Here is a 25,701-nt window from a genome sequence, read left to right as displayed (position 1 = left end):
GCAGCGAGCCTAGACGTTGGTCACGGCGAACCGGGACTTCGTTGCGAGCAGGTGGTAGACGACGAACCCCAGCCCGCAGCCGATGAACCAGCTGTACTGCGCGGCGGTGTGCATGCCGTAGAGGCTGTCGCCGGTCAGCACCGGAATCATTGCCACAACCGCTCCGGCGATCGTCGCAATGACGGCAGCCGGGTTGTATCCCTTGGAGTACCAGTAGGTTCCGTTCGTGGACATGGTGAAGAGGTCGTCGACGATCACGTGCTGTTTGCGGATCAGGTAATAGTCGGCGATGAGCACACCGAACAGCGGACCGATGAAGGCTCCGAGCGTCTCGAGTGTGTAGTGGATGACGTCGGGGTTGTTGTACAGATTCCACGGTGTGATCAGCACCGAGCCGACCGCTGCGATCATCCCGCCCGCACGCCAGCTGATTCTCTGTGGGCTCACATTGGAGAAGTCGAAGGCGGGTGAGATGAAGTTGGCGACGATGTTGATGCCGATCGTCGCGATGGTGAACGTCAACGCGCCCAGCACGATTGCGAAGGTGCTGTCGATCTTTGCGACGGTCGTGACCGGATCTGTGATCAATTCGCCGTAGACGGGAACCGTCAGAGACGCCGTGACGACCACCAGGATGGAGAACATCAGGAAGTTCACGGGGAGGCCGAGGAAGTTGCCCTTCTTGACTGCCTCGAACGACTTTCCGTATCGCGAGAAGTCGCCGAAGTTCAGCATGGGTCCGGAGAAGTACGAGACGACCAGGGCGATCGCACCGAGCATCACGGGAACCGCGTCGAAGCCGGAGTACTTCACGTCGCCGAGGTTGAGATCGATTGCACCCCAGCCTGCCTTGGCGATCAGGTATCCGCAGAGCAGGAACATGACCACGTAGACGGCGGGCCCGCAGAAGTCGATGAACCGGCGGATAGCCTCCATTCCGCGCCAGAACACGCACGCCTGGACGACCCACAGCAGCATGAAACTGCCCCAGCCGAGCGCCGATAGACCGAGGAAACCGTAGTCGTCCACGACTGCGTACGGTGCGAGCGACGGAAAGAGCTTGATCAGTACGATGTCGAGCGCCGCCGATGCGAGGAACGTCTGAATTCCGTACCAGGCCACGGCAATCAGTCCGCGAATGATCGCGGGGATGTTCGCGCCCAGCACGCCGAAGACGCTGCGACAGATCACCGGATAGGGCACGCCTGTGACCTGGCTCGGCTTTGCGACGAGGTTGCAGAAGAAGTACACGATCGTGATGCCGATCAGCAACGACAGCAGCACCTGCCAACTGGCGAGACCGAGTGCGAACAGGCTGCCGGCGGTGACGTACCCGCCGACGCTGTGCACGTCGGACATCCAGAACGCGAAGATGTTGTACGACCCCCAGGTCTGTTTGCGTAGGGGAGCGAGATCTTCGTTCGTCAACTGGGGGTCGTAACCCGGCTTGATGAGGCCGCCTCCGACCGGGTGGCCGGCGGCCTCGACGAGATCGGCCGCGCCGACCGGCATGGCAGCGGCGTGTGTGGGGAGTGTTTCGGTCATGATGCGGACCCATCTGGACGGTCGACAAGCGGACCAATCGAAACTATCCAGGCCACGTTGCGTGCCTATTTCCGCAGAGATATATCTTCCGGCGCAAGCAACCCGGTGTCGGTCGGCAGCTTGGCGATCACCGTGTTGAGCCGTCGATGATGCGTCTCGGACGTCGCGAGCAAGCGCTGGAGGTCGACGGCGAGAAACGCCTCGAGCATGTGCTTGTGGTCGTCGTGCAGTGCCGAGCGGTCGTGGCCGGTCGAGTGGACCATCGGCTGTACCGGTTCGGTCATGTTCCAGGCCGATTCGAGCATGTGGAGCAATCGCAGCATCTTCGACGGACGCGTCAGCGCCAGATGGAAGCTGCGACTGTGCCGATGGTAGGCAACGGGATCGTCGTCTCGAATGGCTTGTTCCAGAGCGGCATTCGCCTCGATGGCGGCCAGGCGATCGGCATCGGTTGCCTTCGCGAGGCCGGCCGAGAGAGCTGCTGTCTCCAATGTCTCGCGCACGATGTAGATCTCGTGCAGTTCGTCCGGAGTCAACTGGGCGACCGCGTATCCCGCATTCGGTCGATGGTCGACCAGGCCCTCGCCGATGAGCGTCTTGAGCGATTCGCGGACCGGAATTTGACTGACGCCGAACAGGTCGGCGACCTCACCGAGCGGGATCGGAGTGCCTGGTGGTGCTGCGCCGTCGAGGATCACCCGGCGCAGTTCGTCCAAGATTGCGTGCTGAGGGCTGCCGGGTCGCTCGATCACAAGTTTGGACGCAAGCACCGACCTGCGTCGCTGCGACATGTCGCCAGGGTAGGTGCCATTTGTTGCACCGGCGTGACGATCAGGTTCGCCCGAGTTGTTTGATGACGGCGAGCACCCGTCGGTGATGGTCGTCGGATGGCGGCAGGTCCAGTTTGGCGAAGATATTGCCGACGTGTTTTTCGACGGCCCGATCGGTGACGACCAGTGCCGCCGCGATTGCCGAGTTCGACAGCCCCTGCGCCATCAGATTCAGGACCTCGCGCTCGCGTGGCGTGAGGCGCTCGAGCTCGTCCCGGCGCCGGGATGTTCCCATGAGCTGGCTCACCACCTCGGGATCCAGCGCGGTCCCGCCGTTCGCGACGCGGGTGAGTGCGTCGACGAACTCGCTGACGTCGGCGACACGGTCTTTGAGGAGGTAACCCACGCCCGCTGCGTTTCCTGCGAGAAGTTCTGCGGCATAACGTGTTTCGATCCACTGCGAGAAGACCAGGACGCCGACCTCCGGGTGCCGGCGCCGCAACGCGATCGCTGCGACCAGGCCCTCGTCGGTGAACGACGGCGGCATGCGGATGTCGACGACTGCGACGTCGGGACGGTGCTCGTCGACCGCGGGACCGAGTGACTCGGCGTCGCCGACCATCGCCGCGATTTCGTGGCCGCGGTCGATGAGTAATTGCGCCAATCCGTCGCGCAGGATTGCGCTGTCCTCGGCGATGACGATCTTCACGAGCCACCTCGAAGCGCGATAGTGACAACTGTCGGTCCGCCGGGCGGGCTGACCACGTCGAGTGATCCGTCGACCGTCTGCGTACGCGCGGCGAGGCCGGCGAGACCGGTCCCGCGCGCAGGGTCGGCACAGCCGATGCCGTTGTCACGGACTGTGAGCACGACATCGCCGTCGGTGTCTCGCGCGTCGACCCAGACCTGCGTCGCGTGCGCGTGCTTGGTGACGTTGGTCAGCAGTTCTGCGACGGAGAAGTACGCGATCGCCTCGATGCCGGGAGAGGGGCGCCGGGTCAGCTGCACGCTCAGGTCGACGGGGACCGTGCACCGCGACGTGAGTGTTTCGAGCGCCGGCGCCAGTCCGAGATCCAGCGCCGGAGGATGGATGCCGCGCACCACTTCGCGTAGTTCCTTCAACGCCTCCTTGGCATTTGCGTGGGCGTCGGAGACGAGTTCGCGAGCGTCACCCCCTGCGGCCATGCGTTCCTCTGCGCGACCGAGTGCCATCGCCATGGTGACCAGGCGAGCCTGCGTGCCGTCGTGCAGATCGCGTTCGACGCGTCGCAGGGTTGCCGCCGAGTCTTCTACCGCCGACGTCCGGGCGAGTTCGAGGTGCTGTACGCGGGCGTCGCGCTGGGTCGGGCCGAGCAACGTCCTGATCAGCAAACGGTCCAGGCTCGCGAGGCCGCGAATCGGCCAGGGGGCGATGAAGCAGGCCAGAACTCCGAGAGCAGAAAACGCCAGCATCTGTGGCCAGGTCTCGAAATAGACATCACCGAACTGAACGAGCGAATGATGGTGAACGCCGTTCGAATCGACATTCGTCGGATTGAACAATGTCCACGGAATCGGAGAGATCGCGGTGAACGCGGCCATGACCGCGAAGGTCAGGGCGAGGTAGCCGCCGACCGGTCCGACGACGGCCTTGATGGCGACGAAAAGGATTGCACGCCAACCGGTGCGGTCCCTCAGACCGGACTTGATGAACCCGAAGATGCCAGGTTCGGCCTGAAATCGCGGCGGTTCCAGCGGTTCGGAGCGGAGCAAAACTGTCGCCAGCCAGCGGTAGACGTTGCCCCACACCCGGCCTCCCACGACAACTGCGGCCAGTAGCGGGATGCCGACCAACGTGATCGCGAAGAATAGCCCGGCGCCGAACCCGAGATAGAGATAGGCAATACCGGCTGAACCCAGGACGGTCGCGAGCAGTACGTATGCGGCGTCACGCCAGGTCTGGGCAGCGATGGGTGCACGCAACAGAATCATCGGCACAGTGTCAGTCTTGCGCATGGCCAGAGTCGGGTGCGTGTAGGTCGCCTGGGTCGCGGTCATGGGATCGAGTCTGGTGTGCCGCGGGCGCCCGGACGAGCGGGGAACCCCGCCGGTTCATGGTGTAGCCAGCCACACCAACTCCGCCGAAAACGCGGGCCGATGCCGCACATGGTGGGAGGATTTCAGCATGAGTGATCATGTGTATCGCGTCATCGAGGTCGTCGGCTCGTCCACGGAGGGTTCCGACGGGGCAATAGCGAACGCGGTTGCCCGCGCGGCAGAAACGGTCCGAAATCTGGAGTGGTTCGAGGTGATCGAGACCCGTGGCCACATCGTGGACGGCGCGGTAGCGCACACCCAGGTGACGGTGAAGATCGGCTTCCGAATCGAGCCGGGGGAGAGCGCCGCCGGCTGACCGCCGAATCCACATCCGCGGTCGCGCTCTGCCGCTACCGTGGCGTGCTCTACGAGTCCAGGACGGCTTCGAGGGCAGGAACCAAGCCGTCGATGACGGCCTGCGCGGGCAGGTCGGCGATCGGCCGCGCCCGTACCAGATAGCGGGCCATCACGAGCCCGATGCACATCGACGCGAGGAGTCCGGCGCGAAGCCGCGCGTTCTCGCCCGGCACTCCGGCTTCGATCAGTCGCTCCGCCACGGGTCCGGCGAGAACCTCCTCGAGGAAATTGCGCAGCAGTCCGTTCGCAGCGGGATCGTCTTTGACGGCGGAGATGATCGTCAGCAGCGGGGGCCGATTCTCGGCGTTGTCCCAGGTCGTCACCAACGTTGTGAGTAGCCGCCGGGGGAATCCGTCGATCGGCCCTTTCACCAGCTCGGTGACGAGTGCGATGGGATTGGCGCGCAACGCAAGAGCCTCTTCGAAGAGCTTCTGCTTCGACCCGAAGAAGTAGTTGATCATCGCGGCGTCGACGCCTGCGTCCGCCGCGATCGACCGTACCGTCGCGCCCGTGAATCCCTCGGTGGCGAAGCGCGCCGCAGCTGCCTCGAGGATCGCCTGCCGAGTCTCTGGTTGCCCGCCGCGCCGGCCGGGACCTGCCTTCTGAACCGATTTATTCATCACTGTTGAATTCTAGCGCACGATGTGTCAGAGTTATTTCAACATCGTTGAATAAACCAACCCGAGGAGAACTGATGACCGTCGAAGTACTCACCAAGGTGGAGCCGGAATCGACGTCCGCGCGTCGGAAGTTGCTGCTCCCGGCGGTCTGCCTGTCGCTCGCGACCGTCGTTTCCGCCGTCACATCCCTGAACGTCGCGCTGCCGGACCTGGCGCGGGACACCGCCGCATCGCAGACGCAGATCTCCTGGGTCATCGATGCGTACGCGTTGGTCTTTGCGTCGTTGCTCCTCGTCGGCGGAGCGGTCGGGGATCGGTACGGGCGCCGGCTCGCCCTGCATGCCGGACTTGCGATCTTCGGCGTCACTTCACTGCTGGCGATGTTCACCGATAGCATCGGGACGCTCATCGGGCTCCGCGGGTTGCTGGGAATCGGTGCCGCGTTGGTCATGCCCGCGACGCTGTCCACGATCACCACGGTGTACTCGGACAAGGAACGGCTACGGGCCATCGGAATCTGGTCCGGCGTCGCAGGTGCGAGCGCCGTCCTCGGCCTCGTCGTATCCGGAACTCTGCTCGAATGGTTCTCGTGGCGTTCGGTTTTCGGCCTCAACATCGTGCTCGCCGTCGTCGCCGCTGTATTGGTTGCCCGTGCCGTTCCGGAAAGTGCGGAAAAGCAGTCTCATCGGCTCGACCTCGGCGGTGCGGCACTGTTCGTCCTCAGCATCGGTTCCCTGATCTACTCGATCATCGAAGCTCCGACCGCCGGCTGGGACTCCTTGCGGACGGTGTTCGGCCTGCTGTTCGGTGGGATCATGCTGGCAGTCACGGTCGCCTGGGAGCTGCGCGTCGCCCATCCGCTGTTGGATCCGCGACTGTTCCGCAACCGGGGATTCTCGACGAGCGCGGCATCGATCACCGTGCAGTTCGCAGCATTCTTCGGGTTCGTCTTCCTGATGATGCAGTACCTGCAGTTGGTCGCAGGCCTGCGTCCGATCGTTGCCGCAGTTTGCATGCTCCCGATGGCGGCAGGACTCATGGGATCGTCGCGAAATGCCCATCATGTGACGAGCAAGCTCGGGCACGTCAAGACCTGCGTCCTCGGCCTCACGCTGATCGTCGTCGCGATGCTTACCCTCAGCACGCTCGGCGGCGACATCGACTACCTGGTCCTTTTCGTCGGACTGCCGATCCTCGGCGCAGGTATGGGACTCGCGATGACGCCGGCCACCAGCGCTCTGACCGAGTCGCTGCCAGCCGATCAGCAGGGCGTTGCCTCGGCAATGAACGACCTGGCTCGTGAGCTCGGCGGTGCCGTCGGCATCGCGGTCTTCGGCAGCGTGCTGGCATCGACCCTCACCGATCAGCTCGGCGAGAACGGCGGCATCGGCCAGCTGGCCCACGCAACGGGAGCTGCCGGCGACCTTGCCCGGCAGGCGTTCGCCGACGGCCTCGGCAACTCGCTGGTCCTCGGTGCAATCGCAGTGGGCGTCACGGCGATTGGAGTGGCGATTTCCGCAAGGCGATAGGGCTAGGCACTGTGCGCGGTTGGCGAGTCCATAGACTCGCCAACCGCGCACAGTGCTATGGCAGGTGCGAGGCTATCGCAGCCTCGAGAGCTATAGCAGCTTCGAGAGAAATGCCTTCGTGCGATCGTGCTGCGGTGCCGCCAACAGCGCCCGCGGCTCGCCCGATTCGACCACCACGCCCTCGTCCATGAATACCAGCTGATCGGCGACCTCGCGCGCGAAGCCCATCTCGTGCGTCACGACGACCATGGTCATGCCGTCTTCCGCCAGCTCCCGCATGACAGCGAGAACCTCACCGACCAGCTCTGGATCGAGCGCCGATGTCGGTTCGTCGAACAGCATGAGCTTCGGTTCCATCGCAAGTGCCCTGGCTATTGCGACGCGTTGTTGCTGGCCACCGGAGAGCTGCGCCGGATACACGTTCGCCTTGTCCCGGAGCCCCACCCGGTCGAGGAGGATCCGGGCCCGCTCCACCGCAGCTGACTTGCTCGATTTGTTGACCTGCATCGGTGCCTCGATGATGTTTTCCAGCGCTGTCCGATGTGGGAACAGGTTGAAGCTCTGGAACACCATGCCGATCTGGCGGCGTTGGCGTGCAGCATCTTTCGGTCGCATCTCGTGCAGTTTGTCGCCGCGCTCGCGGTAGCCGACCAGTTCACCGTCGACATAGAGGCGCCCCGCATTCACCTGCTCCAGATGGTTGATGCAGCGCAGGAACGTCGACTTTCCCGACCCCGACGGTCCGACCAGGCACAGCACCTGGCCCCGCTCGACTTCCAGCGAGATTCCTTTGAGAACTCGGAGCGCGCCGAAGTTCTTGCACACCCGGTCGGCCCGCAGCATCGGAACGCCGGTAGTCATTTGCCCTCCCGCGCGATCGTGAAGTTCCGCGGTGCGCGGGTCGTTCGTCCGTGCACGCCCTTGGAGTAATGGCGCTCGAGGTAGTGCTGACCGACCATGAGCACGCTCGTAATGGCGAGGTACCAGGTGGCGGCGACGAGCAACAACGGCACCGGCTCGAAGGTGAGCGCGGAGATCTCCCGGCTTCGGGTGTACAGCTCGAGGCTGTACGGCACGGCGGTCACGAGTGACGTGGTTTTGAGCAAGCTGATCAGTTCGTTGCCGCTCGGTGGAATGATCACACGCATCGCCTGCGGCAGGATGGTGCGCCGCATCGTGAGCGCCCACGACATCCCAAGTGCGAGCGATGCTTCCGACTGCCCGTGCGGAACTGCGCTGATGCCCGCGCGGACGATCTCGGCCATGTATGCCGCTTCGTTCAACCCGAGACCGATCACGGCGAAGACGAAGTTCGCGCTGATGCCCTGCAGTTGGATGTGCGCGAACTGGTGGACGAACGGGATACCGATATCGAGCTGTTTGTACAGCGAAGGAAACAGGCCCCAGAACACGAGCTGCACGTAGACCGGGGTGCCGCGGAAAATCCAGAGGTAGACCCATGCTGTCGATTTCAAGACCGGGTTCGACGACAGCCGCAGGATTGCGAGGACGACGCCGAGCACGACCGCTATCGCCATGGCGAGCAACGTCAACTGCATCGTGTTCCACGCCGCTTCGGAGATCCGGCGATCGAACAGGTAGCGGCGGTAGGTGCTCCAGTGGAACGCCTCGTTCGTGGCGGCACCCCACAGGAAGAGCCCTACCGCTACGGCGATCAGGACAGCGGCGATCCACCTACCTGTCCGTCGTAGCGGAACCGCCTTGATCGCTTCGGGGTCTGTTTCGGTCCCGACGGGAGGTAGATCGGACATGCGGACTCCTCGTCAGGCTTCGTTCCGATTGGATCAGCTTGTCGCTCCGTTGATCACCGGCTTCTCGATCATCCCCGCTTCGACGCCCCACGTCGTCGCGATCTCTTTGTATCGGCCGTTGTCGATCAGCCTCTGCAACGCTTGCTGCAGCGCGGTGGCGAGCGGAGAACCCTTGGAAACCGGCCAGCCGTACGGTGCCGCGTCGAAGACGCCACCCGCCGCTTCGATCTGCCCGTTGCTCTGTTTGATCGCGTACGCGGTCACGGGGGAGTCGGCCGACATCGCATCTACGTTGCCGAGAACGAGGTTGGTGGCGACGTCGTCCTGGCGGTCGTAGAGAACTTTCTCGATCGGCGGTTTACCCTCGGCGACGCACTTTTCGCTCTTGGCAGGAATCTCTTCGGTGTCTTCGACGGTAGTTGCTTGCACGGCAACCTTTTTGCCGCACGCATCGTTCGGGTCGATCGGCTTACCCGTCTGCTGCGCCCACTGAATGCCGGCACTGAAGTACGTCACGAAGTCGACCTGCTGCTCGCGTTCCTTCGTATCCGTGAACGACGACATCCCGACGTCGAAGGTGCACGCTTGCAGCGCTGGAATAATCTTGTCGAAGTCGGCTTCTCGGTAATCCGTGGTGAGGCCGAGCTCCTCGGCGACAGCGTTCAGCAGGTCGACGTCGAACCCGACGATCTTGCCGCTTTCGTCCTTGAATTCGTTCGGTGCGTACGGAATGTTCACGCCGACAACCAGTTTGCCCGAGCTCTTGATCTTCTCCGGTAGCGCAGAGGCGGGGTCGTCGGGTTTGGCGGGGTCCGGTGCAGCTGTTGTCGTCGGACACGACCCGGTGTTGCTCGAACTGCCCTCGCTGTTGTCCGCGCAGCCGGCCATGACGAGTGCGCTTGCGCCGAGAACCGCGATCAGCACTCGGCTGCGACGCCCCCGGATTGTCTTCGATCGACCGAACATTGCCGTCCTCCTGGGGTTTCGACACTGCTTACCTCAGCAAGACCAGCCACGTCGACGCAGGTCAGGACCGAGTGAATCGCAGTGTACGGCGGCGAACCCCAACGTGCACAGGGGCGAAATGCTCCACCGTTGCGCGTTAGCCGGGATCATGTGCGACGAGGGTCCGACCAGACCTGTCGACGTCGGGAGTGGATTCGTCGTCCGCGATCTCGATCCCGCGATCCGCGAGCCACTCGAGCGGGTCGACATTCTGCCCGCCGGGAGTCTTCACCTCGAAGTGCAGGTGCGGGCCCGATGAATCGCCGCGATTCCCGACGGTCGCGATCTTCTGGCCGGCGCTGACGCGTTGCCCGACGGTGACGACGTTGACATTGTTGTGCCCATAGGTCGTGATCGTGCCGTCGGCGTGCTGGATTCGGACCCACAGCCCGAACCCTTCGGCAGGCCCGGCGCTGATCACTTTGCCATCGGTGACGGAGACGATCGGCGTGCCGATCGAGTTCGCGATGTCGATGCCCTGGTGATTGCGGCCGTCGCCGAACGGCGAGGTGAGGGTCCCCGACGTGGGCGCGAAGTAGCGCCCCGATCCGGACGTCGTCCGTGCTGACGGCGAGACGTACGGTCCCTCATCGGAATCCGGTACGGCGTATTCCAGCGGGTCGTCCGCCCCGGTATCTGGATCTGCCACGGATGGAGTCGGTCGTGACGGCCGTGCCTGCGGGACGCGCGAAACGGCTGGGTCGTTCGATTGCCTGGCGTCGGCGAGCGTCGCCACCATCTTGCGAATGTTCAGCGAGGAAACCAGTCGCGGGAGCGCGGTGGGATCGACTTCGCCGACGACGTTCAGGCACGGTGTGAGGGTTGTGAGGGCGTCCGCGTCGGCTACGGGTGCGGGGGACGAGACCGCCGTGTCGATCAGACAGCGGGTGAGTTGACCGCCCGGCGCGGCAAGGTCCTGCAGAGCCACGTTCGCGTCGGTGGTCTGGAGCGATTCGATGAGTATCGACGCCAGTTCCCGCGCCACCCGCGGATCGACCGGTGGTTCGGACGGGGCAGCGGATACGGCTGGAGCAAAGGCGACGCACGCGCCGATAGCGCCGACACCGAGCATCGCGCGAGCGGCCCAGACTTTGGGTCGTCGTGTGCACGCGGTGTGCGTTTCCAGGGTTGGCAACGTGACCTCCTCGAATCATGCGCCCCACCCCAACCGCCAAGACTGTCCACAATCCGGAAGTCAAGGCGACACGCCGTCCCACTATTGCACTTCTCTATCTCATGCATCACAGGAATCGGTGATGTTCTTCAAACTCGCCTGCATCTCGAGTCGCAGGAGTGACACGGCCTGCTGTGTCGGGGCGGACACACAACGGGTGTCTCACGGCCGACAGACGTGCGGGCGTTCTGGCCGAAGAATTGGTCTCACCAGCGAAGACCACTACTGCACAAAGAAAGGATCGACGATGCACGCAACGAGCCTCGACGCCCCGAGCCACGCCACGATCAGCCTGTCGAGCCTTTTCACGGGTGTGCCGTCCAGCCGCCACGATGCGGCTGCCGGGGAGCTTCGGCGTTGGGCCGTCGACTACTTGAGTCGGTCGCACCCCGAGCTCGGCCGAAAAGGCGCGATCTGCCCGTTCACCCTCCCGTCGATCAAGAAGGACCTGTTCTCCGTTGCGTTTCTCGACGGTGCGGATTTGAGTCGTGAGGAGATCGCCGGCGCGCTGACGGAAGTCATTCGGCAGTTCCAGTCTTCGGCACCTCTCGACGCGAAGGACGAGAGTCTCAAGTCTGCAATTCTCGTCTTTCCCGACTTCGCGGACCATGCGCTGATCGACGACATCCAGCTCGAATTCAAGAACCTGTTCATCAAGTACGACTTGATGATCGGTCAGTTCTATCCGGGTTGCACCGAATCCGGATTGTGGAATGCGGAATTCCGGCCGCTCGATGCGCCGTACGCGATGATCGCCATTCGCCACATGACCCCGAGCGACTACCCGTTCCTGACCGGGGACGAAAAGTGGGCCGCGGCATACCTCTCGAAGTTTGCTCCCGACATCCCAGCTCGCGTGCGTGGCGATCTGGCTCAGCGAATCGTCAACGGAAAGGCCGCCTGACATGACCACCTATTCGATCCCCAATTCCGACTGCCGAATGGTTGTCGGTGTGCCGTCGGAGGATCCGGAGTTGTGGGCGGCCTATCTGGCCGGCGCATTGGACACCTACCGGAAGTTCGGCGTCGAAAGCGCTTTGGAGTTCGAAGAGATTCGCGACGGGAGTTCGACGTCGATGTTCCTGGTTGCCATTTCGCCGGACGGCGAGGTCGTCGGGGGAGTGCGCGCGCAAGGCCCGTACGCGGTCGCCGACGACTCGCACGCGCTCCTCGAGTGGGACGGCTGCCCGGGCCAGGCCGATCTGTACGACATGATCGCGGACCGCATTCCCGAAGGGGTTGTCGAGATGAAGGCCGCGTGGGTGTCCGACCGCTGCCCGGACCGCAAAGCGATCACGCATTCGCTCGCCCGAATTCCGCGGATTGCAGTCATGTCGCGACTCGATGCTCGGTACGTCATCGCCACCGCCGGAACAGATCCCGTCATCAAGCTGTGGGTCTCGGCGGGTGGGGTCATTGCGTCGCATATCCCGACTGCGCCATATCCGTCGGCGCAGTATCACGCCACGCCGATCTGGTGGGACCGGTCGGACTTCGTCGACGACCCGGCCATCGCGGCGTAGGGGCCCGCAGCGCGGCGGGTGCGTCTCGTAGGGTCGGTTCATGCCAGGCCACAACGTGGGCACACTGCTCGCCCATCTGCGGACGCTCGAGGCCGACCGCCTGGCAACGGTCATGCGTGGGCGGCCGGATTCTTTGGACTTACCTTGGCCTGCGCATATCGAGGATCTTGCGCAGCGGCTGTTCAGCCAGGAGTCGATCATTGCGGCCTACTATCGGCTGTCTCTGCCGCACGCCGAGGTGCTCGGCGCACTAGCGCTCGTCGAAAAGCTCGGGCAGCCGGTCACGATCGACAACGTGGCGTCCTGGATGGACAGCGATATCGCCACTGTCCGGGCTTTCCTCGCCGACCTTGTCGACCTTTCCCTGGCGTGGGTCACCGACGACGGTGTGATCGCTACGCCGTACACATTCCCCATTCCCGGCGCCCGGCTCGGTTCGCCGGTTCGGGCTTTGCTCGAGCAGGCAGCCCTCAGCGTTCTGCGTCCGATAGCTGCCAAGCTCGCGATCCGAGGAGACGGTTCGAAGGCGGAAGTCGTCGATCGGCTCGCTTCGTACCTCGGCGATGCCGACACGGTCCGCGCGCTGGTCGACTCTGCGCCGGCACCCGAGCGCGACGTACTGCTCGAAATGGCAACGACCGGAGCCGAACTCGAATACTTCCAGCTGAACTTCGGGTCATCGCGTATCCGGCAAGCGCCGCACGCGGGGGACTGGGCGGTGGCGCGCGGGTTGCTGTGGCCAACCCCGGATGGCGTTGCATCGATGCCGTTGGAGGTCGGGCTCGGACTGCGGGGCGAGCGCTGGCGTCTGCCCCTACACGCCGAGCAGCCCGAGGTGGCGCTTCAACCGATCCCCACCGAGCACGCCGACGCCGACGCTGCTGTGCACCTGCTCAGACTGCTCGAGCTGATCTCGATACTGGTGGATTCTGCTGCAGGACAGCTCATTCCGACGATCAAGTCTGGAGCGGTCGGCGTCCAGGTCCAGCGTGCGCTCGCAAAAGACCACGGTGCCGACGTGGACCAGATTGCGCTGGCTGTCGCACTGGCCCTAGCGATCGGCGTTCTCGCGCCGGCGGATCCGCCTGCTCCGAAGGGGCGGAGCCGGAAGCGCCAGGTGCCGTTGAGTCCCGGTCTGATACCGGGGCCTGCTGCGCCGACGTGGGGAGCTGCTGACGCGCAGACACGTGCGACGGACGTGCTGAAGGTGTGGTGGCAGTCCGGAGAGACGGCGTTGCTGGACCCGAAACGAGCTGTCGAATTGCGCGATAGCCCCGTGCACGCGAGTCTTCGGCACAATCTGCTGGGCGTATACGCCGGATTCCCACTTGGCCAGGGTGTTTCGGCGATGACCGAGCTTGCGCCGATTCTCGCGTGGCGCGCTCCGCTGCGCAACGACGAGTCGCTCGACGACGTTCTGTACGGCGTCGCGAAAGAGGCAACGCTGCTCGGCGCGATCGCACTGGGTGGGGCGACGGCCATAGGTCGTGGCTTGGTCGACGGCTCACTCGAAGCCGCGATCGGTGAATTGGTATCAGGCGCTCACACTTCCGCGCTGATCGGTGCCGATCTCACCGCGGTCGTGTTCGGTCCGCCGACCACCGAGCTTTCGGGGTTCCTGGACAGTGTGGGTCGCCGCGAATCGCGCGGTACCGCGACGATGTGGCGATTCACCCCGGACAGTGTCAGGGCCGCGTTCGATCGCGGTGCCACGGCCGGCGAGCTGCTCGATAAGTTGACCGCCATCGCGCAGGCCGGTGTGCCCCAGCCGCTCGAGTACTTGATAAACGACGTCGCTCGCACTCACGGTCGGTTGGGCGTGATCGATGTCGGCAGTGCGGTTGTAGCCGATGACACGGTGTTGCTGCACGAGCTCGTCGGCAACCGTAAGCTCGCGAAGCTCGGCTTGTTCGTCCTGGCGCCGACGGTTGTCGTGTCGCGCGGCGACGCTGCCACTACGTTGGCTGCACTTCGAGGCGCTGGATATTCACCCGTCCTCCGGGACACAGACGGCGTTGTCGTCGTCGACGGGTCCGCATCGGCGAAAATGGAAGTAGCGCAGGACGATGTCGCGGAGTTGTCGCTTCCTGACGCCGATCCCGTTCGCCAGGCCCGGCACCTCGCCGCGACCGCGAATCACAAGCGGGACAAGCCCGCTCAAGCGTACGAGTTCATCGCAGCCTTAGGTGAACACGGCCATCACGAAGCCCTCTGGGCTCTGCATGCTGGTGATCCCGTGCGAATCACGTATGCCGAACGAACCCACCTTGTGCACAGCGCGCGCCTCGTCGGCGACACGCTGACTGCCTGGAGCGTGACGACGGACCGCTTCGAGGACTTTCCCGCCGCGAACATTTCGATCACGGCGTGGCAATGACCAAGCTATTCGCGCGCAGACAGCGGGCACAGTGTGGAAACTGTTCGCAGACGATGTCATCGGATCCCGCGAGGTGAGCAAGTATGGCGAATTGGTCGTACGGTCGGCCGACTCCGGAACGGTGCCGTGATGACCAAGCCGGTTGAGGGGACCGAGGCGCCGCCGCAGGTGTCCGGGTTGGCCGCGACGATGACCGTCGTCGCGATGGGCCTCGGGTACAGCATTTCGTTGACGGACCCGACGATTCTTTCCGCGAACATCTCGGAAGTCCGCGCCGGTCTCGGCATGACCGCCAGCACAGCCAGTTTCGTCACCAGCCTCGCCACACTCGCGCTCGCCGCGGCGGTACTCGGCGCGGGCGCGTTGGGAGACCTCTACGGCAAGCGTCGGTTGTTCGTTATCGGCTTGTTCGGTGCGGTCGTGTTCAACGTGATGGCGGCAGCCGCGCCGAACAGCGCGACCCTCATGGTTGCCCGTGCGGGTGCGGGCATCGGATTCGCGCTCCTTCTCGGACTCTCGCTGGCTATCGTCAACGATGTCTTCCCGCCGGAACGGCGGGCGGCGGCGATCTCGCTGTATCTCGGCGCCTCGTTCGGCCTGTCTGCTCTGCAGCCGGCAATCGGCAGTCTCTTGGCAGAACACTTCGGCTGGCGCATCGGGTTTCTCGTCGCGCCGGTCGTTGCCGTGATCACGTTGGTGATCACACTGCGGTATGTGCCCGAGACCGCCCGTGCCCCGCGCAAGCTGGATCTGGCGGGTGTCGGGTTGGTGGCAGTCGCGTTGCTCGCGATCGTCTACGGAATCTCGCGTCTCGCGGAGGGGCTGAAGCCCGGCGCGGTCGTACCGATCGTGATCGGACTGGTCGCGGCCGTCGGGTTTGTGACGCATGAGTTGCGAACCCCCACACCGGCATTGGATCTGCGAATTTTCCGGTCGCGCAGCGTCTCGGTTGCAGTATCGGCAGGTGTCACCAAGAACTTTCTCACCGGTGGCTGCACGATCCTGTTTGCGTACTACCTCGTCGCCATTCGCGGCGAGTCGCCTGCGCTCCTCGGTCTCCTGCTCGTGCCGGCGACGATCTTGCAGGCGTTTGCCGCCATCGGGTCCGGCCGGTTGGCTGAGCGAATCGGGAACAAATCGGTACTCGTGGCCGGCCTCGTCCTACTGCTCGGCGGTTTGCTCGTCCTGACTCTGCTCGAGGAGAACAGTCCGATGGCGGTGTTGTTCGCTGCGATCGTCCTGATCTGGCTCGGTGGTGCCGTTGTTCAGACGCCACAGTCCACGATCATGATGAGCAGCGCACCGCCCGATCTCAGCGGTGCCGTGGCGGCACTGAAGTCTGCGACCGGTCAGGCCGGATACTCGTTGGGCCCCACCTTGTTTGCCCTCATCGGCACGTCGCTCTTCGTGCATGACGGCGAGCTCGAGTTGGCGGATTCCAATATCACCGAGGAACAGGCACGGGAAGCACTCCGAGTTGCGCACGGCGGCACGGAAGCAGGCAGCGGTGGGACGAACGTGCTCGATCCAGATCGTGCTCGCGAGGTAGTTTCCGCAGCCTCGGACAGCATGGTCGACGCGATACACACACTGAGTCTGATCATGGTGGTCGTGCCGCTTGCCGCGATCGTGCTCGCGCTGGTTCTGCTGCGCTCCGACAAAGAAACCACGCCGGACGCAACCTGACCGCCGGATGCTGGCGGGTTTCTTATCCGAAATCGATCCGTACGGAATGTGCACTTCGTACGTAAATCGTGGTGCCCTCGGTGAGACTCGAACTCACACTGGACGGGTTTTGAATCCGTTTCCTCTGCCAATTGGGATACGAGGGCATTCGTCTTATTCGGTTGTAATGCGGCACCGGTCGGTCCGAGCAGTGCGAGACACCACTGTAGAGAATGGGCCGAGACGGCCTCGCACCGGTACCCTTGCGTAGCAACCGGGGCTGGCAAGCAGGGTGTTGGTCCCGCATCACCGACAAGAGGGGACAAGGCCGATGAGCGCAGCCGCGTCAGGGAGTGGACCGCGCCGAGTAGTGGTCGCTGAGGACGAGACGTTGATCAGGATGGATCTGGTCGAAATGTTGCGCGAAGAGGGTTACGACGTCGTCGGCGAAGCGGGGGACGGTCAGCAGGCTGTCGAACTCTCGGAGGAGCACAAGCCCGACCTCGTGATCATGGATGTGAAGATGCCGCGCCGCGACGGGATCGACGCTGCCGCTGAGATCGCCCGCAAGCGGATCGCGCCTGTCGTGATCCTGACGGCGTTCAGCCAGCGCGACCTCGTGGAGCGTGCGCGCGATGCCGGCGCGATGGCGTATCTCGTGAAGCCGTTCTCGAAGTCCGATCTCGTGCCGGCCATAGAACTCGCGGCGAGCCGGTTCTCCGAGATTGCCGCGCTGGAGCGCGAAGTTGCCGGATTGTCCGATCGGCTCGAGACCCGCAAGCTCGTCGAACGTGCGAAGGGCGTCCTGATGAAGACGCAGGGACTCTCGGAACCGCAGGCGTTCAAGTGGATTCAGCGTACGGCGATGGATCGGCGGACGACGATGAAGGCCGTTGCGCAGGTCGTTATCGACAACCTGAAGGTCGACTGAGTCGCTTCTGCCTCGACTCCGACGAATCGGACACCACCACAGATCGTGACACTTGCGCCGAAAATGGGCGCAATGTGATGCAGATGTAACGACGCGAGGTTATGTTCTCTGCGGGCTGGCGCAGTTGGCCCCTCCGGTCCGCCGGGGAGACAGAACTCGGAGGTGGAACGTGCATCGTCGTACAGCGAGGGGCGCGTTGGTTATAGGAGTCGCGGCCGCGCTGGCATTGGCGGGCTGTAGCGACAAGTCGAGCGATGTGAGCTACTCCATCAAGGAGCAGGTTCAGATCGACATCAACGGCGCTGAGGTTCCTGCCGCAGCGGTCGCGAATGCCGCCGATCCGGCCGGTGACGGTAAGGCCACGTGCGCGCCGACGAACATTGCCATGGCGGGCGCGCTGACGGGTAACGACGCCGCGCTCGGCATCAACATCATCGACGGAGTCAAGCTCGCGCTCGATCAGCACAACAAGGCCAACCCCGATTGCCAGGTCGGCCTGAAGGAGTTCGACACCGAGGGTGACCCGCAGAAGGCCACCCAGGTCGTGCCGAACATCATCGGCGACCAGTCGATCATCGGTGTTGTCGGTCCGGCATTCTCCGGTGAGACGAAGGCCACCGGCAGCCTGTTCAACGACGCCGGTCTGGTGTCGGTGACGTCGTCGGCCACGAATGCGACGCTGACGCAGAACGGCTGGCGGACCTTCTTCCGCGGTTTGGCGAACGACGACATCCAGGGTCCCGCCGTCGCGAACTACCTGAAGAACAAGCTGGGCTACAAGAAGGTCTGTGTTGTCGAAGACAACAGCGACTACGGCGTCGGTCTCGGTGCAGCAGTCACCGCGACCCTCGGCGATGTCGCGGACGCCAGCTGCGCAGGAAGCGTGAAGAAGGGCGACAAGGACTTCAGCGCGACCGTCTCGAAGGTGAAGGCAGCCAATCCGGAGGCGGTGTTCTTCTCGGGTTACTACGCGGAGGCGGCGTTGCTGGCGACGCAGCTGAAGGACGCCGGAGTCAACGCAGTCTTCGTCTCTGCCGACGGCTCGAACGATCCCGAGTTCGTGAAGCAGGCAGGAAGCAAGTCCGAGGGTGCCCTGCTGTCGTGCCCATGCGGTCCGGCGCCGGAGGCATTCAAGAACGCGTACGAGGCGTTGAACGGTCAGGCTCCCGGCGTCTACTCCGTCGAGGCGTACGACCTGACGACCATCCTGCTCAAGGGAATCGATTCGGGTAAGGTCACGCGCGCAGATCTGCTCGAGTTCGTCCGCAGCTACGACGGTGCCGGCTTGGCCCGTCAGTACAAGTGGAGCGAGAACGGCGAGCTCGCGTCGGCGCTGATCTGGATCTACAAGGTTCAGGAGTAGTTCCGGCTCGACAACTGACCGCGGGTGCGGGGTCGGCTTCGGTCGTCCCCGCACCCGCGTATCGCATTAGGGGATAGGTATGACGATGAGCGTGATGGCTGAGACAGCCATCCTCTCCAGTTCGATCGGGTTCAACGTCTCAGGCGTGATCGATCAGTTCTGGCAACTGACCATCGAAGGCTTGAGCTACGGCTCGATCTACGCGCTCGTCGCTGTCGGCTACACGCTCGTATACGGCGTGCTCCGGCTGATCAACTTCGCCCACTCCGAGATCTTCATGCTCGGCATGTTCGGGCAGTACATCGGTCTGCAGCTGCTCGGGTTCGGGCCGTCGGCCGACGTCTACTCGCAGGGCACGGTCCTCACGATCGTGTACCTCGCGGTCGCTATGGCGGTCGGCATGCTCTTCGCCGGTGGCGCCGCGGTCGGCCTCGAACGCGTGGCATACAGACCACTGCGGAAACGCGGGGCCAAGCCGCTTATCTTCCTGATCACCGCTATCGGAATGTCGTTCGTTCTGCAGGAATTCGTGCACTTCGTGCTGCCGAAGAACACGCTTCTGTGCCTGACGATCGCGTTGGCTGTGCTTGTCGGCGTAGGCATCTGGGTTGCGCTGGGGCGGTGGGCGTCGGGGCGGCTACAGCTTCCGGTAGTGAAATCGTTGATCGTTCTCGTCCTGGGTATCGGAGCTGCGCTCGCCATCGAGCAAGTTCTCTACGCGGCGCTGCCCAAAGATCTGGTGCTCGGCGGATCGACTGCAGAAGAGCCCATCAGGCTCGTCGAACCGACCGAGCTGTTCCACATCTCGACCGGCGTCGTGACGAATATCGCGGTGATCATCGTCGTGTCCGCTCTGCTCCTCGCGCTGGTGACCGACCTGCTGATCAACAGAACCAAGTTCGGGCGCGGTATTCGCGCCGTCGCGCAGGACCCGAACACCGCGACCCTCATGGGGGTCTCGCGGGAACGGGTCATCATGCTGACGTTCTTGATCGGCGGCGTGCTCGCCGGAGCGGCCGCGCTGCTCTACACACTCAAGATCCCGTCAGGAATCATCTATTCGGGTGGGTTCATCCTCGGCATCAAGGCATTCAGCGCGGCCGTCCTCGGCGGCATCGGCAACTTGCGTGGCGCGCTCCTGGGTGGACTGTTGCTAGGCCTCATCGAGAACTACGGTCAGGTTCTGTTCGGAGCCCAGTGGCGCGATGTCATCGCCTTCGTTCTCCTGGTCCTTGTTCTGATGATCCGACCTACCGGCATTCTTGGCGAGAGTCTCGGAAAGGCACGGGTATGAGCCAGCCAGTGGACATGCGAAAGGACGAGAACGTCGTCGAGCGGCGCGGTGTCGGCGACAGGGTCCGGACGTGGTGGGATGGTTTGGCGCGCCCTGTTCAATGGGCCGTCGCCGTACCGCTGCTGCTTGCGATCGCAATAATCCCGGTCTATCCGCCGCCGATCCTGGACACACCGGGTACCTCGTTCTCGAGCGTGATGGCACAGTTCGCGATGGTTGCGCTGCTCGCCATCGGCCTGAACGTCGTCGTCGGGCAGACCGGCCTCCTCGACCTCGGATATGTCGGTTTCTATGCGGTCGGCGCGTACACGGTCGCGATCCTGACGAGCCCGAACAGCCCCTGGAATCAGACCGACGGCGGCTTCCTGAACTCGAAGTGGGCGTGGTTCGCCTGCGTCCCGATCGCAATCGGAATCACCGCGCTCTCGGGACTCATCCTCGGTACGCCGACGCTGCGGTTGCGCGGCGACTACCTGGCGATCGTGACGCTCGGCTTCGGTGAGATCGTCAAACTGAGCGCGGAAAACCTGCCCGAACTGACCAACGGCAGCCTCGGCTTGAGCAACATCCAGTATCCGCACGTCGGTGAGTCGGATCGCTATCCGAACGGTGTCTTCTTCAGCGGCAACATCTCCGAACGGCTGAACGTCGGCGTCTGGTGGTTCTGGTTCGGCATGGCAATGATCATCATCGTGCTGCTGCTGGTTGGAAATCTGGAGCGCAGCCGCGTCGGCAGGTCGTGGGTCGCGATCCGTGAGGACGAAGACGTCGCCGAAATCATGGGTGTGCCTACGTTCAAGTTCAAACTCTGGGCGTTCACTATCGGTGCCGCAATCGGCGGGCTCTCGGGCGCGATGTACGCGGGCCAGGTCCAGTTCGTCAACCCGACGAACTTCAACATCATCAACTCGATGCTGTTCCTTTGCGCCGTGGTGCTCGGCGGTCAGGGCAACAAGCTGGGAGTCATCGTCGGCGCCTTCATCATCGTCTACCTCCCGAACCGGTTCCTCTCGGTCGAGGTCGGCGGTCAGGCGCTCGGCTCCTACAAATACCTGTTCTTCGGGCTGGCCCTGGTGGTCCTGATGATCTTCCGGCCACAGGGTTTGTTCCCGGCCCGGCAGAAGTTGCTGGCGTACGGCAGACAGGTCTACCAGGCCGTGCGAAGACCGGTCCTCGCGACGGGAGCCGAGAAATGACGACCCCGGGCGCGGGCGACGCGCTCTTCGACAACGAGGACATGGCGGCCGGGTTTGCGCCGGAGGTCGGCAAGCCGGAGGCGGGAATCGTCGACGTCGCGGCGATCGATCCCGTCCTCGCGGATCCCGAAGCTGTCGCGGAAGCAGTTGCCCCCACTCGTGAGATTCAGACAGCGGTCGGTGAAGCGCTGATGCGGACCGACGAGCTGACGGTCAAGTTCGGTGGCCTTGTCGCACTCGACAGCGTCAGTTTCGAGATTCGGCGCGGTGAGATCCTCGGTCTTATCGGCCCCAACGGTGCAGGCAAGACGACGTGCTTCAACGCCATCACCGGCGTTTACCGCCCGTCGTCGGGAACGGTCTACTTCGACGGTAAGCCGCTGACCAAAACCAAGCGCAACGCGATCACCCGGCTCGGCATTGGCCGGACCTTCCAGAACATTCGCCTGTTCAACGAGATGACAGCTCTCGAGAACGTCGCGGTCGGCACGGACGCGCGGCACCGGACGTCGGTGCCGGGGGCGATCTTCCGGACCGCGCGTCATCGTCGAGAAGAACACGATGCGGTGGAGCGCGGAATGGCGCTGCTCGAGTTCGTCGGCATAGCGCCGCGCGCCGTCGAGAAGGCGAAGAATCTCTCTTACGGCGACCAGCGTCGGCTCGAAATTGCGCGCGCGCTCGCGACGGAGCCGAAGTTGCTGTGCCTCGACGAACCTGCCGCCGGCTTCAACCCGAGCGAGAAGGCCGCGCTCATGGACCTGATCCGCAAGATTCGCGACGACGGATTCACCGTGCTGCTGATCGAGCACGACATGCGACTGGTCATGGGTGTGACGGACCGGATCGTCGTGCTCGAGTTCGGCAAGAAGATTGCCGACGGCCTGCCCGCCGAGATCCGCGAGGATCCGAAAGTCATCGCTGCCTACCTGGGGGTCCCTGACGATGTCACGGCATAGAAAACCCGATAGCGACCTCGCCACGACCACCGGCGCGCCGGGTGACCCGCTTTTCGAAGCGACCGACATCGTGGTCAACTACGGCCGGATCCAAGCGCTGCACGGCATTTCGATTCGCGTCGACCAGGGTGAACTGGTCACGCTGCTGGGTGCGAACGGTGCAGGCAAGACGACGACGATGCGTGCGCTGTCCGGTCTCCTGCCGCTCACACGCGGTCGAATCATGTTCGACGGCAAAGACATAACGCACGTGAAGGCGCACGACCGGGTCAAGCTCGGCATCATCCAGGCGCCCGAGGGACGTGGCGTCTTTCCTGGCATGACCGTGCAAGAGAACCTGGACATGGGTTGCTACGCGCGCAAGTTCGACACGAAGGCCGAGTACAACGAACGGCTCGAGTGGATCTTCGAGCTCTTTCCGCGTCTGCTCGAGCGGCGCACGCAGGTCGGTGGCACCCTGTCCGGCGGTGAGCAGCAGATGGTCGCGATCGGCCGCTCCCTGATGGCGCGTCCGAAACTGCTGCTGCTCGACGAACCGTCGATGGGACTCGCGCCCATGATCATCCAGCAGATCTTCCGGATCATCGCCGAGATCAATGCATCTGGAACGACGATCCTGCTCGTCGAGCAAAATGCACAACAGGCCCTCACTCGGACCGACCGCGCCTATATCCTCGAGACGGGTGAGGTGAAGAAGGAAGGCACCGGGAAAGGCCTGCTCGCCGATCCTGCGATCAAATCGGCGTACCTCGGCGTCGGGTAGCGGCGGACGCGTCGCAACCGTGTCGGTAGGTATCCCTAGACTCACTCGAGTGAGCCCCGCAACCACCGCGACCACCGCCGCTGCGAAAGAATCCGGCACGCCCGCCCAGCCGACGCTGATGCTGCTCGACGGGCATTCGCTGGCGTTCCGTGCGTTCTTCGCGCTGCCCGCCGAGAACTTCAAGACACAGAGCGGCCAGACGACGAACGCCGTCTACGGGTTCACCGCGATGCTTATCAACATCTTGCGCGACGAGGCTCCGACGCATGTCGCGGCCGCGTTCGACGTTTCCCGCCAGACTTTCCGGGCCGAGGCCTACCCCGAGTACAAAGCCAACCGGAGCCGGCCACCGGACGAGTTCAAGGGGCAGGTCGAGCTCACCAAAGATGTGCTGGGGGCCTTGGGGATTCCGGTTATGGCGCAAGCCGGTGTCGAGGCCGACGACATCATCGCAACCCTGACTACGCAGGCTGTCCCGCTCGGGTTCCGGGTGCTGATCGTGACCGGTGACCGCGACGCGATCCAGCTGGTCAACGAGAACGTCACGGTGCTCTACCCGAAGCGTGGCGTATCGGAGCTGACCCGGTTCACACCCGAAGAGGTCCAGACCAAGTACGGGCTGACGCCCACGCAGTATCCCGACTTCGCGGCGTTGCGTGGCGACCCGAGCGACAACCTTCCGGGGATACCGGGGGTGGGGGAGAAGACCGCGGCGAAGTGGATCAAGGAATTCGGCAGCCTGGAGACGTTGGTAGACCGGGTCGACGAGGTCCGCGGAAAGGTCGGCGATGCGCTTCGGGCGAATCTGTCGAGCGTCGTCATGAACCGGCAGCTGACCGAACTACTCAAGACCGTCGAATTGCCTTATACGCCAACTCAGCTCGAACTCGGTCCGTGGGATCGCACCAAGATCCATCAGCTGTTCGACGACCTCGAGTTCCGCGTACTGCGCGACCGTCTGTTCGAGACCCTGGCCTCCGCGGAACCAGAGGCGGACGAGGGTTTCGAGATCAGTGGCGGGGCGATCGGATCCGGCGAACTCACCGGGTGGCTTGCGAAGCATGCGAGCACAGGCGAGCGGCACGGCTTGACGATCGTGGGCAAGACAACGCCCTACGGCGGCGACGTCACGGCGATCGCGATTGCGGCGTCAGACGGCGAAGGCGGCTACGTCGATGTCGAGTGGCTGACGCCGGAGGACGAAAAAGCCTTCGGCGCATGGCTTGCCGATGTGAATCAGCCGAAGGCGCTGCATGAGGCGAAGTCCGCGATGCACGCGCTCCGCGCGCGTGGCTGGGCGCTGGGCGGGATGACGACCGACACCGCGCTCGCTGCCTATCTGGTTCGCCCAGGACAGCGCACGTTCAACCTCGACGATTTGTCACTACGCTACCTTCGGCGTGAACTGCGGGTCGAGAAGTCCGAGCAGACCCAGCTTTCGTTGCTGGACGACGAGGAGCAGGTCGGCGCGGCGACGGCCGAGGCCGAGATATTGCGTGCGCGCGCCGTCGTCGACCTTGCGGCCGCGTTCGATACCGAACTCGAGCAGATCGAGTCGATGCCGCTGCTCCGGGATATGGAACTGCCCCTCCTGACCGTGCTGGCCGATCTCGAAACCGCCGGCATCGCCATGGATCTCGACCACCTGAACGATCTCCAGAGCCGGTTCGCTCAGGACGTCGCCACCGCGGCGAATGCCGCATACGAGGTGATCGGGAAGCAGATCAACCTCGGTTCGCCGAAGCAGCTGCAAGTCGTCCTCTTCGAGGAACTCGACATGCCGAAGACGAAGCGGACCAAGACCGGCTACACCACCGATGCCGATGCGCTCGAGGGGCTGTTCGAAAAGACCGAGCACCCGTTCCTGGGGTATCTGCTCGCGCACCGGGACGCGACCCGACTCAAGGTCACGGTCGACGGTCTGCTGAAGGCCGTATCGGACGACGGTCGCATCCACACGACGTTCAACCAGACCATCGCGGCGACGGGTCGGTTGTCGTCGACCGAACCGAACTTGCAGAACATACCGATCCGGACCGACACCGGTCGGCAGATTCGCAACGGGTTCGTCGTCGGACCCGGTTACGACATGCTGATGACCGCCGACTACAGCCAGATCGAGATGCGGATCATGGCCCACCTCAGCAAGGACGAGGGCCTGATCGAGGCGTTCAACACCGGCGAAGATCTGCATTCGTTCGTCGCATCGAAAGCATTCAGCCTCCCGATCGATGAGGTGACGCCGGAACTGCGGCGCCGCGTCAAGGCGATGTCGTACGGCTTGGCCTACGGACTCAGCGCGTACGGGCTGTCCGTTCAGCTGAAGATCAGCACCGACGAGGCGAAAGAGCAGATGGAGGTCTATTTCGCGCGGTTCGGCGGGGTCCGCGACTACTTGCGCGAAGCCGTCGACGTCGCGCGGAAGGTCGGTTATACCGAGACTCTGTTCGGTCGGCGCCGGTACTTGCCGGATCTGGACAGCAGCAACAGGCAGCGTCGCGAAGTTGCCGAGCGTGCCGCGCTGAACGCCCCGATCCAAGGGACCGCCGCCGACATCATCAAGGTGGCGATGATCAACGTCCAGAACGCGCTGCGAGCCGCCGACCTGAAGTCACGCATGCTGCTGCAAATTCACGACGAGCTGCTGTTCGAGGTCGTCGCGGACGAGAAGGACGAGGTCGAGCGGCTGGTTCGCGAGAACATGGCGTCGGCGATCGAATTGTCGGTTCCCCTCGAGGTATCGGTCGGCACCGGCCGGACGTGGGACTCGGCAGCGCATTGACAC

22 protein-coding genes and 1 tRNA gene are annotated in these 25,701 nt (G+C 63.8%); 13 read left to right on the top strand and 10 right to left on the bottom strand.

What is annotated here, in order from left to right; all coding sequences use genetic code 11:
* Positions 1–9 precede the first annotated feature (9 nt).
* From JGU72_RS00430 to JGU72_RS00415, 4 genes are all read right to left on the bottom strand, one after another.
* Positions 10–1,545, bottom strand: a complete 1,536-nt coding sequence (locus JGU72_RS00430) for an NCS1 family nucleobase:cation symporter-1 (protein ID WP_199681802.1) — start codon at positions 1,543–1,545, stop codon at positions 10–12.
* Positions 1,546–1,610: 65 nt separating this feature from the next.
* Positions 1,611–2,336, bottom strand: coding sequence for a GntR family transcriptional regulator (locus tag JGU72_RS00425; RefSeq protein WP_199681801.1), 726 nt, complete (start codon positions 2,334–2,336; stop codon positions 1,611–1,613).
* 40 nt (positions 2,337–2,376) lie between these two features.
* Positions 2,377–3,024 carry a LuxR C-terminal-related transcriptional regulator gene (locus JGU72_RS00420; RefSeq protein WP_199681800.1) on the bottom strand — a complete coding sequence of 216 codons (648 nt, stop codon included), beginning with the start codon at positions 3,022–3,024 and terminating at the stop codon, positions 2,377–2,379.
* On the bottom strand, positions 3,021–4,352 hold the full coding sequence (locus JGU72_RS00415; RefSeq protein ID WP_199681799.1) for a sensor histidine kinase: 1,332 nt from the start codon (positions 4,350–4,352) through the stop codon (positions 3,021–3,023). The genes JGU72_RS00420 and JGU72_RS00415 overlap by 4 nt, the downstream gene beginning before the upstream one ends.
* A gap of 127 nt (positions 4,353–4,479) precedes the next feature.
* Here JGU72_RS00415 and JGU72_RS00410 point away from each other — a divergent pair, with 127 nt between their 5' ends.
* Positions 4,480–4,707, top strand: coding sequence for a dodecin (locus tag JGU72_RS00410; protein ID WP_199681798.1), 228 nt, complete (start codon positions 4,480–4,482; stop codon positions 4,705–4,707).
* A gap of 49 nt (positions 4,708–4,756) precedes the next feature.
* Here JGU72_RS00410 and JGU72_RS00405 read toward each other — a convergent pair whose 3' ends face one another.
* Positions 4,757–5,368, bottom strand: a complete 612-nt coding sequence (locus JGU72_RS00405; protein WP_233531251.1) for a TetR/AcrR family transcriptional regulator — start codon at positions 5,366–5,368, stop codon at positions 4,757–4,759.
* 74 nt (positions 5,369–5,442) lie between these two features.
* On the opposite strand from JGU72_RS00405, the gene JGU72_RS00400 reads away from it, so the two are divergent.
* Positions 5,443–6,897, top strand: coding sequence for an MFS transporter (locus JGU72_RS00400; protein WP_199681796.1), 1,455 nt, complete (start codon positions 5,443–5,445; stop codon positions 6,895–6,897).
* Positions 6,898–6,987: 90 nt separating this feature from the next.
* Here the strand turns inward: JGU72_RS00400 and JGU72_RS00395 are convergent, their stop codons facing one another.
* The 4 genes from JGU72_RS00395 to JGU72_RS00380 form a co-directional block, all read right to left on the bottom strand.
* Positions 6,988–7,758, bottom strand: a complete 771-nt coding sequence (locus tag JGU72_RS00395) for an amino acid ABC transporter ATP-binding protein (RefSeq protein ID WP_307828246.1) — start codon at positions 7,756–7,758, stop codon at positions 6,988–6,990.
* A complete protein-coding gene (locus JGU72_RS00390; protein WP_199681795.1) occupies positions 7,755–8,669 on the bottom strand; it encodes an amino acid ABC transporter permease in 915 nt (304 codons plus the stop codon). Before JGU72_RS00390 ends, JGU72_RS00395 begins: the two co-directional genes overlap by 4 nt.
* A 33-nt stretch (positions 8,670–8,702) precedes the next feature.
* A complete protein-coding gene (locus JGU72_RS00385; protein ID WP_199681794.1) occupies positions 8,703–9,635 on the bottom strand; it encodes an ABC transporter substrate-binding protein in 933 nt (310 codons plus the stop codon).
* A 136-nt stretch (positions 9,636–9,771) separates the two neighbouring features.
* Complete coding sequence (locus JGU72_RS00380; protein ID WP_233530999.1) at positions 9,772–10,809, bottom strand: M23 family metallopeptidase; 1,038 nt, start codon at positions 10,807–10,809, stop codon at positions 9,772–9,774.
* A gap of 286 nt (positions 10,810–11,095) precedes the next feature.
* Here JGU72_RS00380 and JGU72_RS00375 point away from each other — a divergent pair, with 286 nt between their 5' ends.
* The 4 genes from JGU72_RS00375 (at position 11,096) to JGU72_RS00360 (ending at position 16,434) form a co-directional block, all read left to right on the top strand.
* Entirely contained in the window at positions 11,096–11,752 is a 657-nt protein-coding gene (locus JGU72_RS00375) for a DUF6875 domain-containing protein (protein ID WP_199681793.1), read from the top strand.
* 1 nt (position 11,753) lies between these two features.
* Positions 11,754–12,371 carry a hypothetical protein gene (locus tag JGU72_RS00370; protein ID WP_199681792.1) on the top strand — a complete coding sequence of 206 codons (618 nt, stop codon included), beginning with the start codon at positions 11,754–11,756 and terminating at the stop codon, positions 12,369–12,371.
* A gap of 40 nt (positions 12,372–12,411) precedes the next feature.
* Complete coding sequence (locus JGU72_RS00365; protein ID WP_199681791.1) at positions 12,412–14,748, top strand: helicase-associated domain-containing protein; 2,337 nt, start codon at positions 12,412–12,414, stop codon at positions 14,746–14,748.
* A gap of 129 nt (positions 14,749–14,877) precedes the next feature.
* Positions 14,878–16,434 (top strand): MFS transporter, encoded by a 1,557-nt coding sequence (locus JGU72_RS00360; protein ID WP_233530997.1) that lies wholly within the window; start codon positions 14,878–14,880, stop codon positions 16,432–16,434.
* Positions 16,435–16,503: 69 nt separating this feature from the next.
* On the opposite strand, the gene JGU72_RS00355 is transcribed toward JGU72_RS00360, so the two are convergent.
* Positions 16,504–16,580: transfer RNA gene (locus JGU72_RS00355), tRNA-Leu, on the bottom strand.
* Between the two features lie 164 nt (positions 16,581–16,744).
* Here JGU72_RS00355 and JGU72_RS00350 point away from each other — a divergent pair.
* The 7 genes from JGU72_RS00350 to polA all read left to right on the top strand — a co-directional run bounded on the left by JGU72_RS00350 (position 16,745) and on the right by polA (position 25,698).
* Positions 16,745–17,344, top strand: a complete 600-nt coding sequence (locus tag JGU72_RS00350) for an ANTAR domain-containing response regulator (RefSeq protein ID WP_199681790.1) — start codon at positions 16,745–16,747, stop codon at positions 17,342–17,344.
* Between the two features lie 169 nt (positions 17,345–17,513).
* A complete protein-coding gene (locus JGU72_RS00345) occupies positions 17,514–18,707 on the top strand; it encodes a branched-chain amino acid ABC transporter substrate-binding protein (protein ID WP_199681789.1) in 1,194 nt (397 codons plus the stop codon).
* Positions 18,708–18,792: 85 nt separating this feature from the next.
* On the top strand, positions 18,793–20,001 hold the full coding sequence (locus JGU72_RS00340; RefSeq protein WP_199681788.1) for a branched-chain amino acid ABC transporter permease: 1,209 nt from the start codon (positions 18,793–18,795) through the stop codon (positions 19,999–20,001).
* On the top strand, positions 19,998–21,197 hold the full coding sequence (locus JGU72_RS00335; RefSeq protein WP_199681787.1) for a branched-chain amino acid ABC transporter permease: 1,200 nt from the start codon (positions 19,998–20,000) through the stop codon (positions 21,195–21,197). The genes JGU72_RS00340 and JGU72_RS00335 overlap by 4 nt, the downstream gene beginning before the upstream one ends.
* Before the next feature lie 41 nt (positions 21,198–21,238).
* The gene (locus JGU72_RS00330) at positions 21,239–22,153 is read left to right on the top strand and encodes an ABC transporter ATP-binding protein (protein ID WP_233531241.1); all 915 of its coding nucleotides are present in this window, start codon (positions 21,239–21,241) and stop codon (positions 22,151–22,153) included.
* Positions 22,140–22,916 (top strand): ABC transporter ATP-binding protein, encoded by a 777-nt coding sequence (locus JGU72_RS00325; protein ID WP_199681785.1) that lies wholly within the window; start codon positions 22,140–22,142, stop codon positions 22,914–22,916. Before JGU72_RS00330 ends, JGU72_RS00325 begins: the two co-directional genes overlap by 14 nt.
* A 49-nt stretch (positions 22,917–22,965) precedes the next feature.
* Positions 22,966–25,698, top strand: a complete 2,733-nt coding sequence (gene polA / locus JGU72_RS00320; protein WP_374101045.1) for a DNA polymerase I — start codon at positions 22,966–22,968, stop codon at positions 25,696–25,698.
* Positions 25,699–25,701: the final 3 nt, after the last annotated feature.

This window comes from Antrihabitans auranticaus, from assembly GCF_016481275.1.
In the GTDB taxonomy this organism is placed as follows: domain Bacteria; phylum Actinomycetota; class Actinomycetes; order Mycobacteriales; family Mycobacteriaceae; genus Antrihabitans.
Note: the sequence above shows the minus strand (reverse complement) of the source record. Positions and strands in the feature narration are given on the sequence as shown.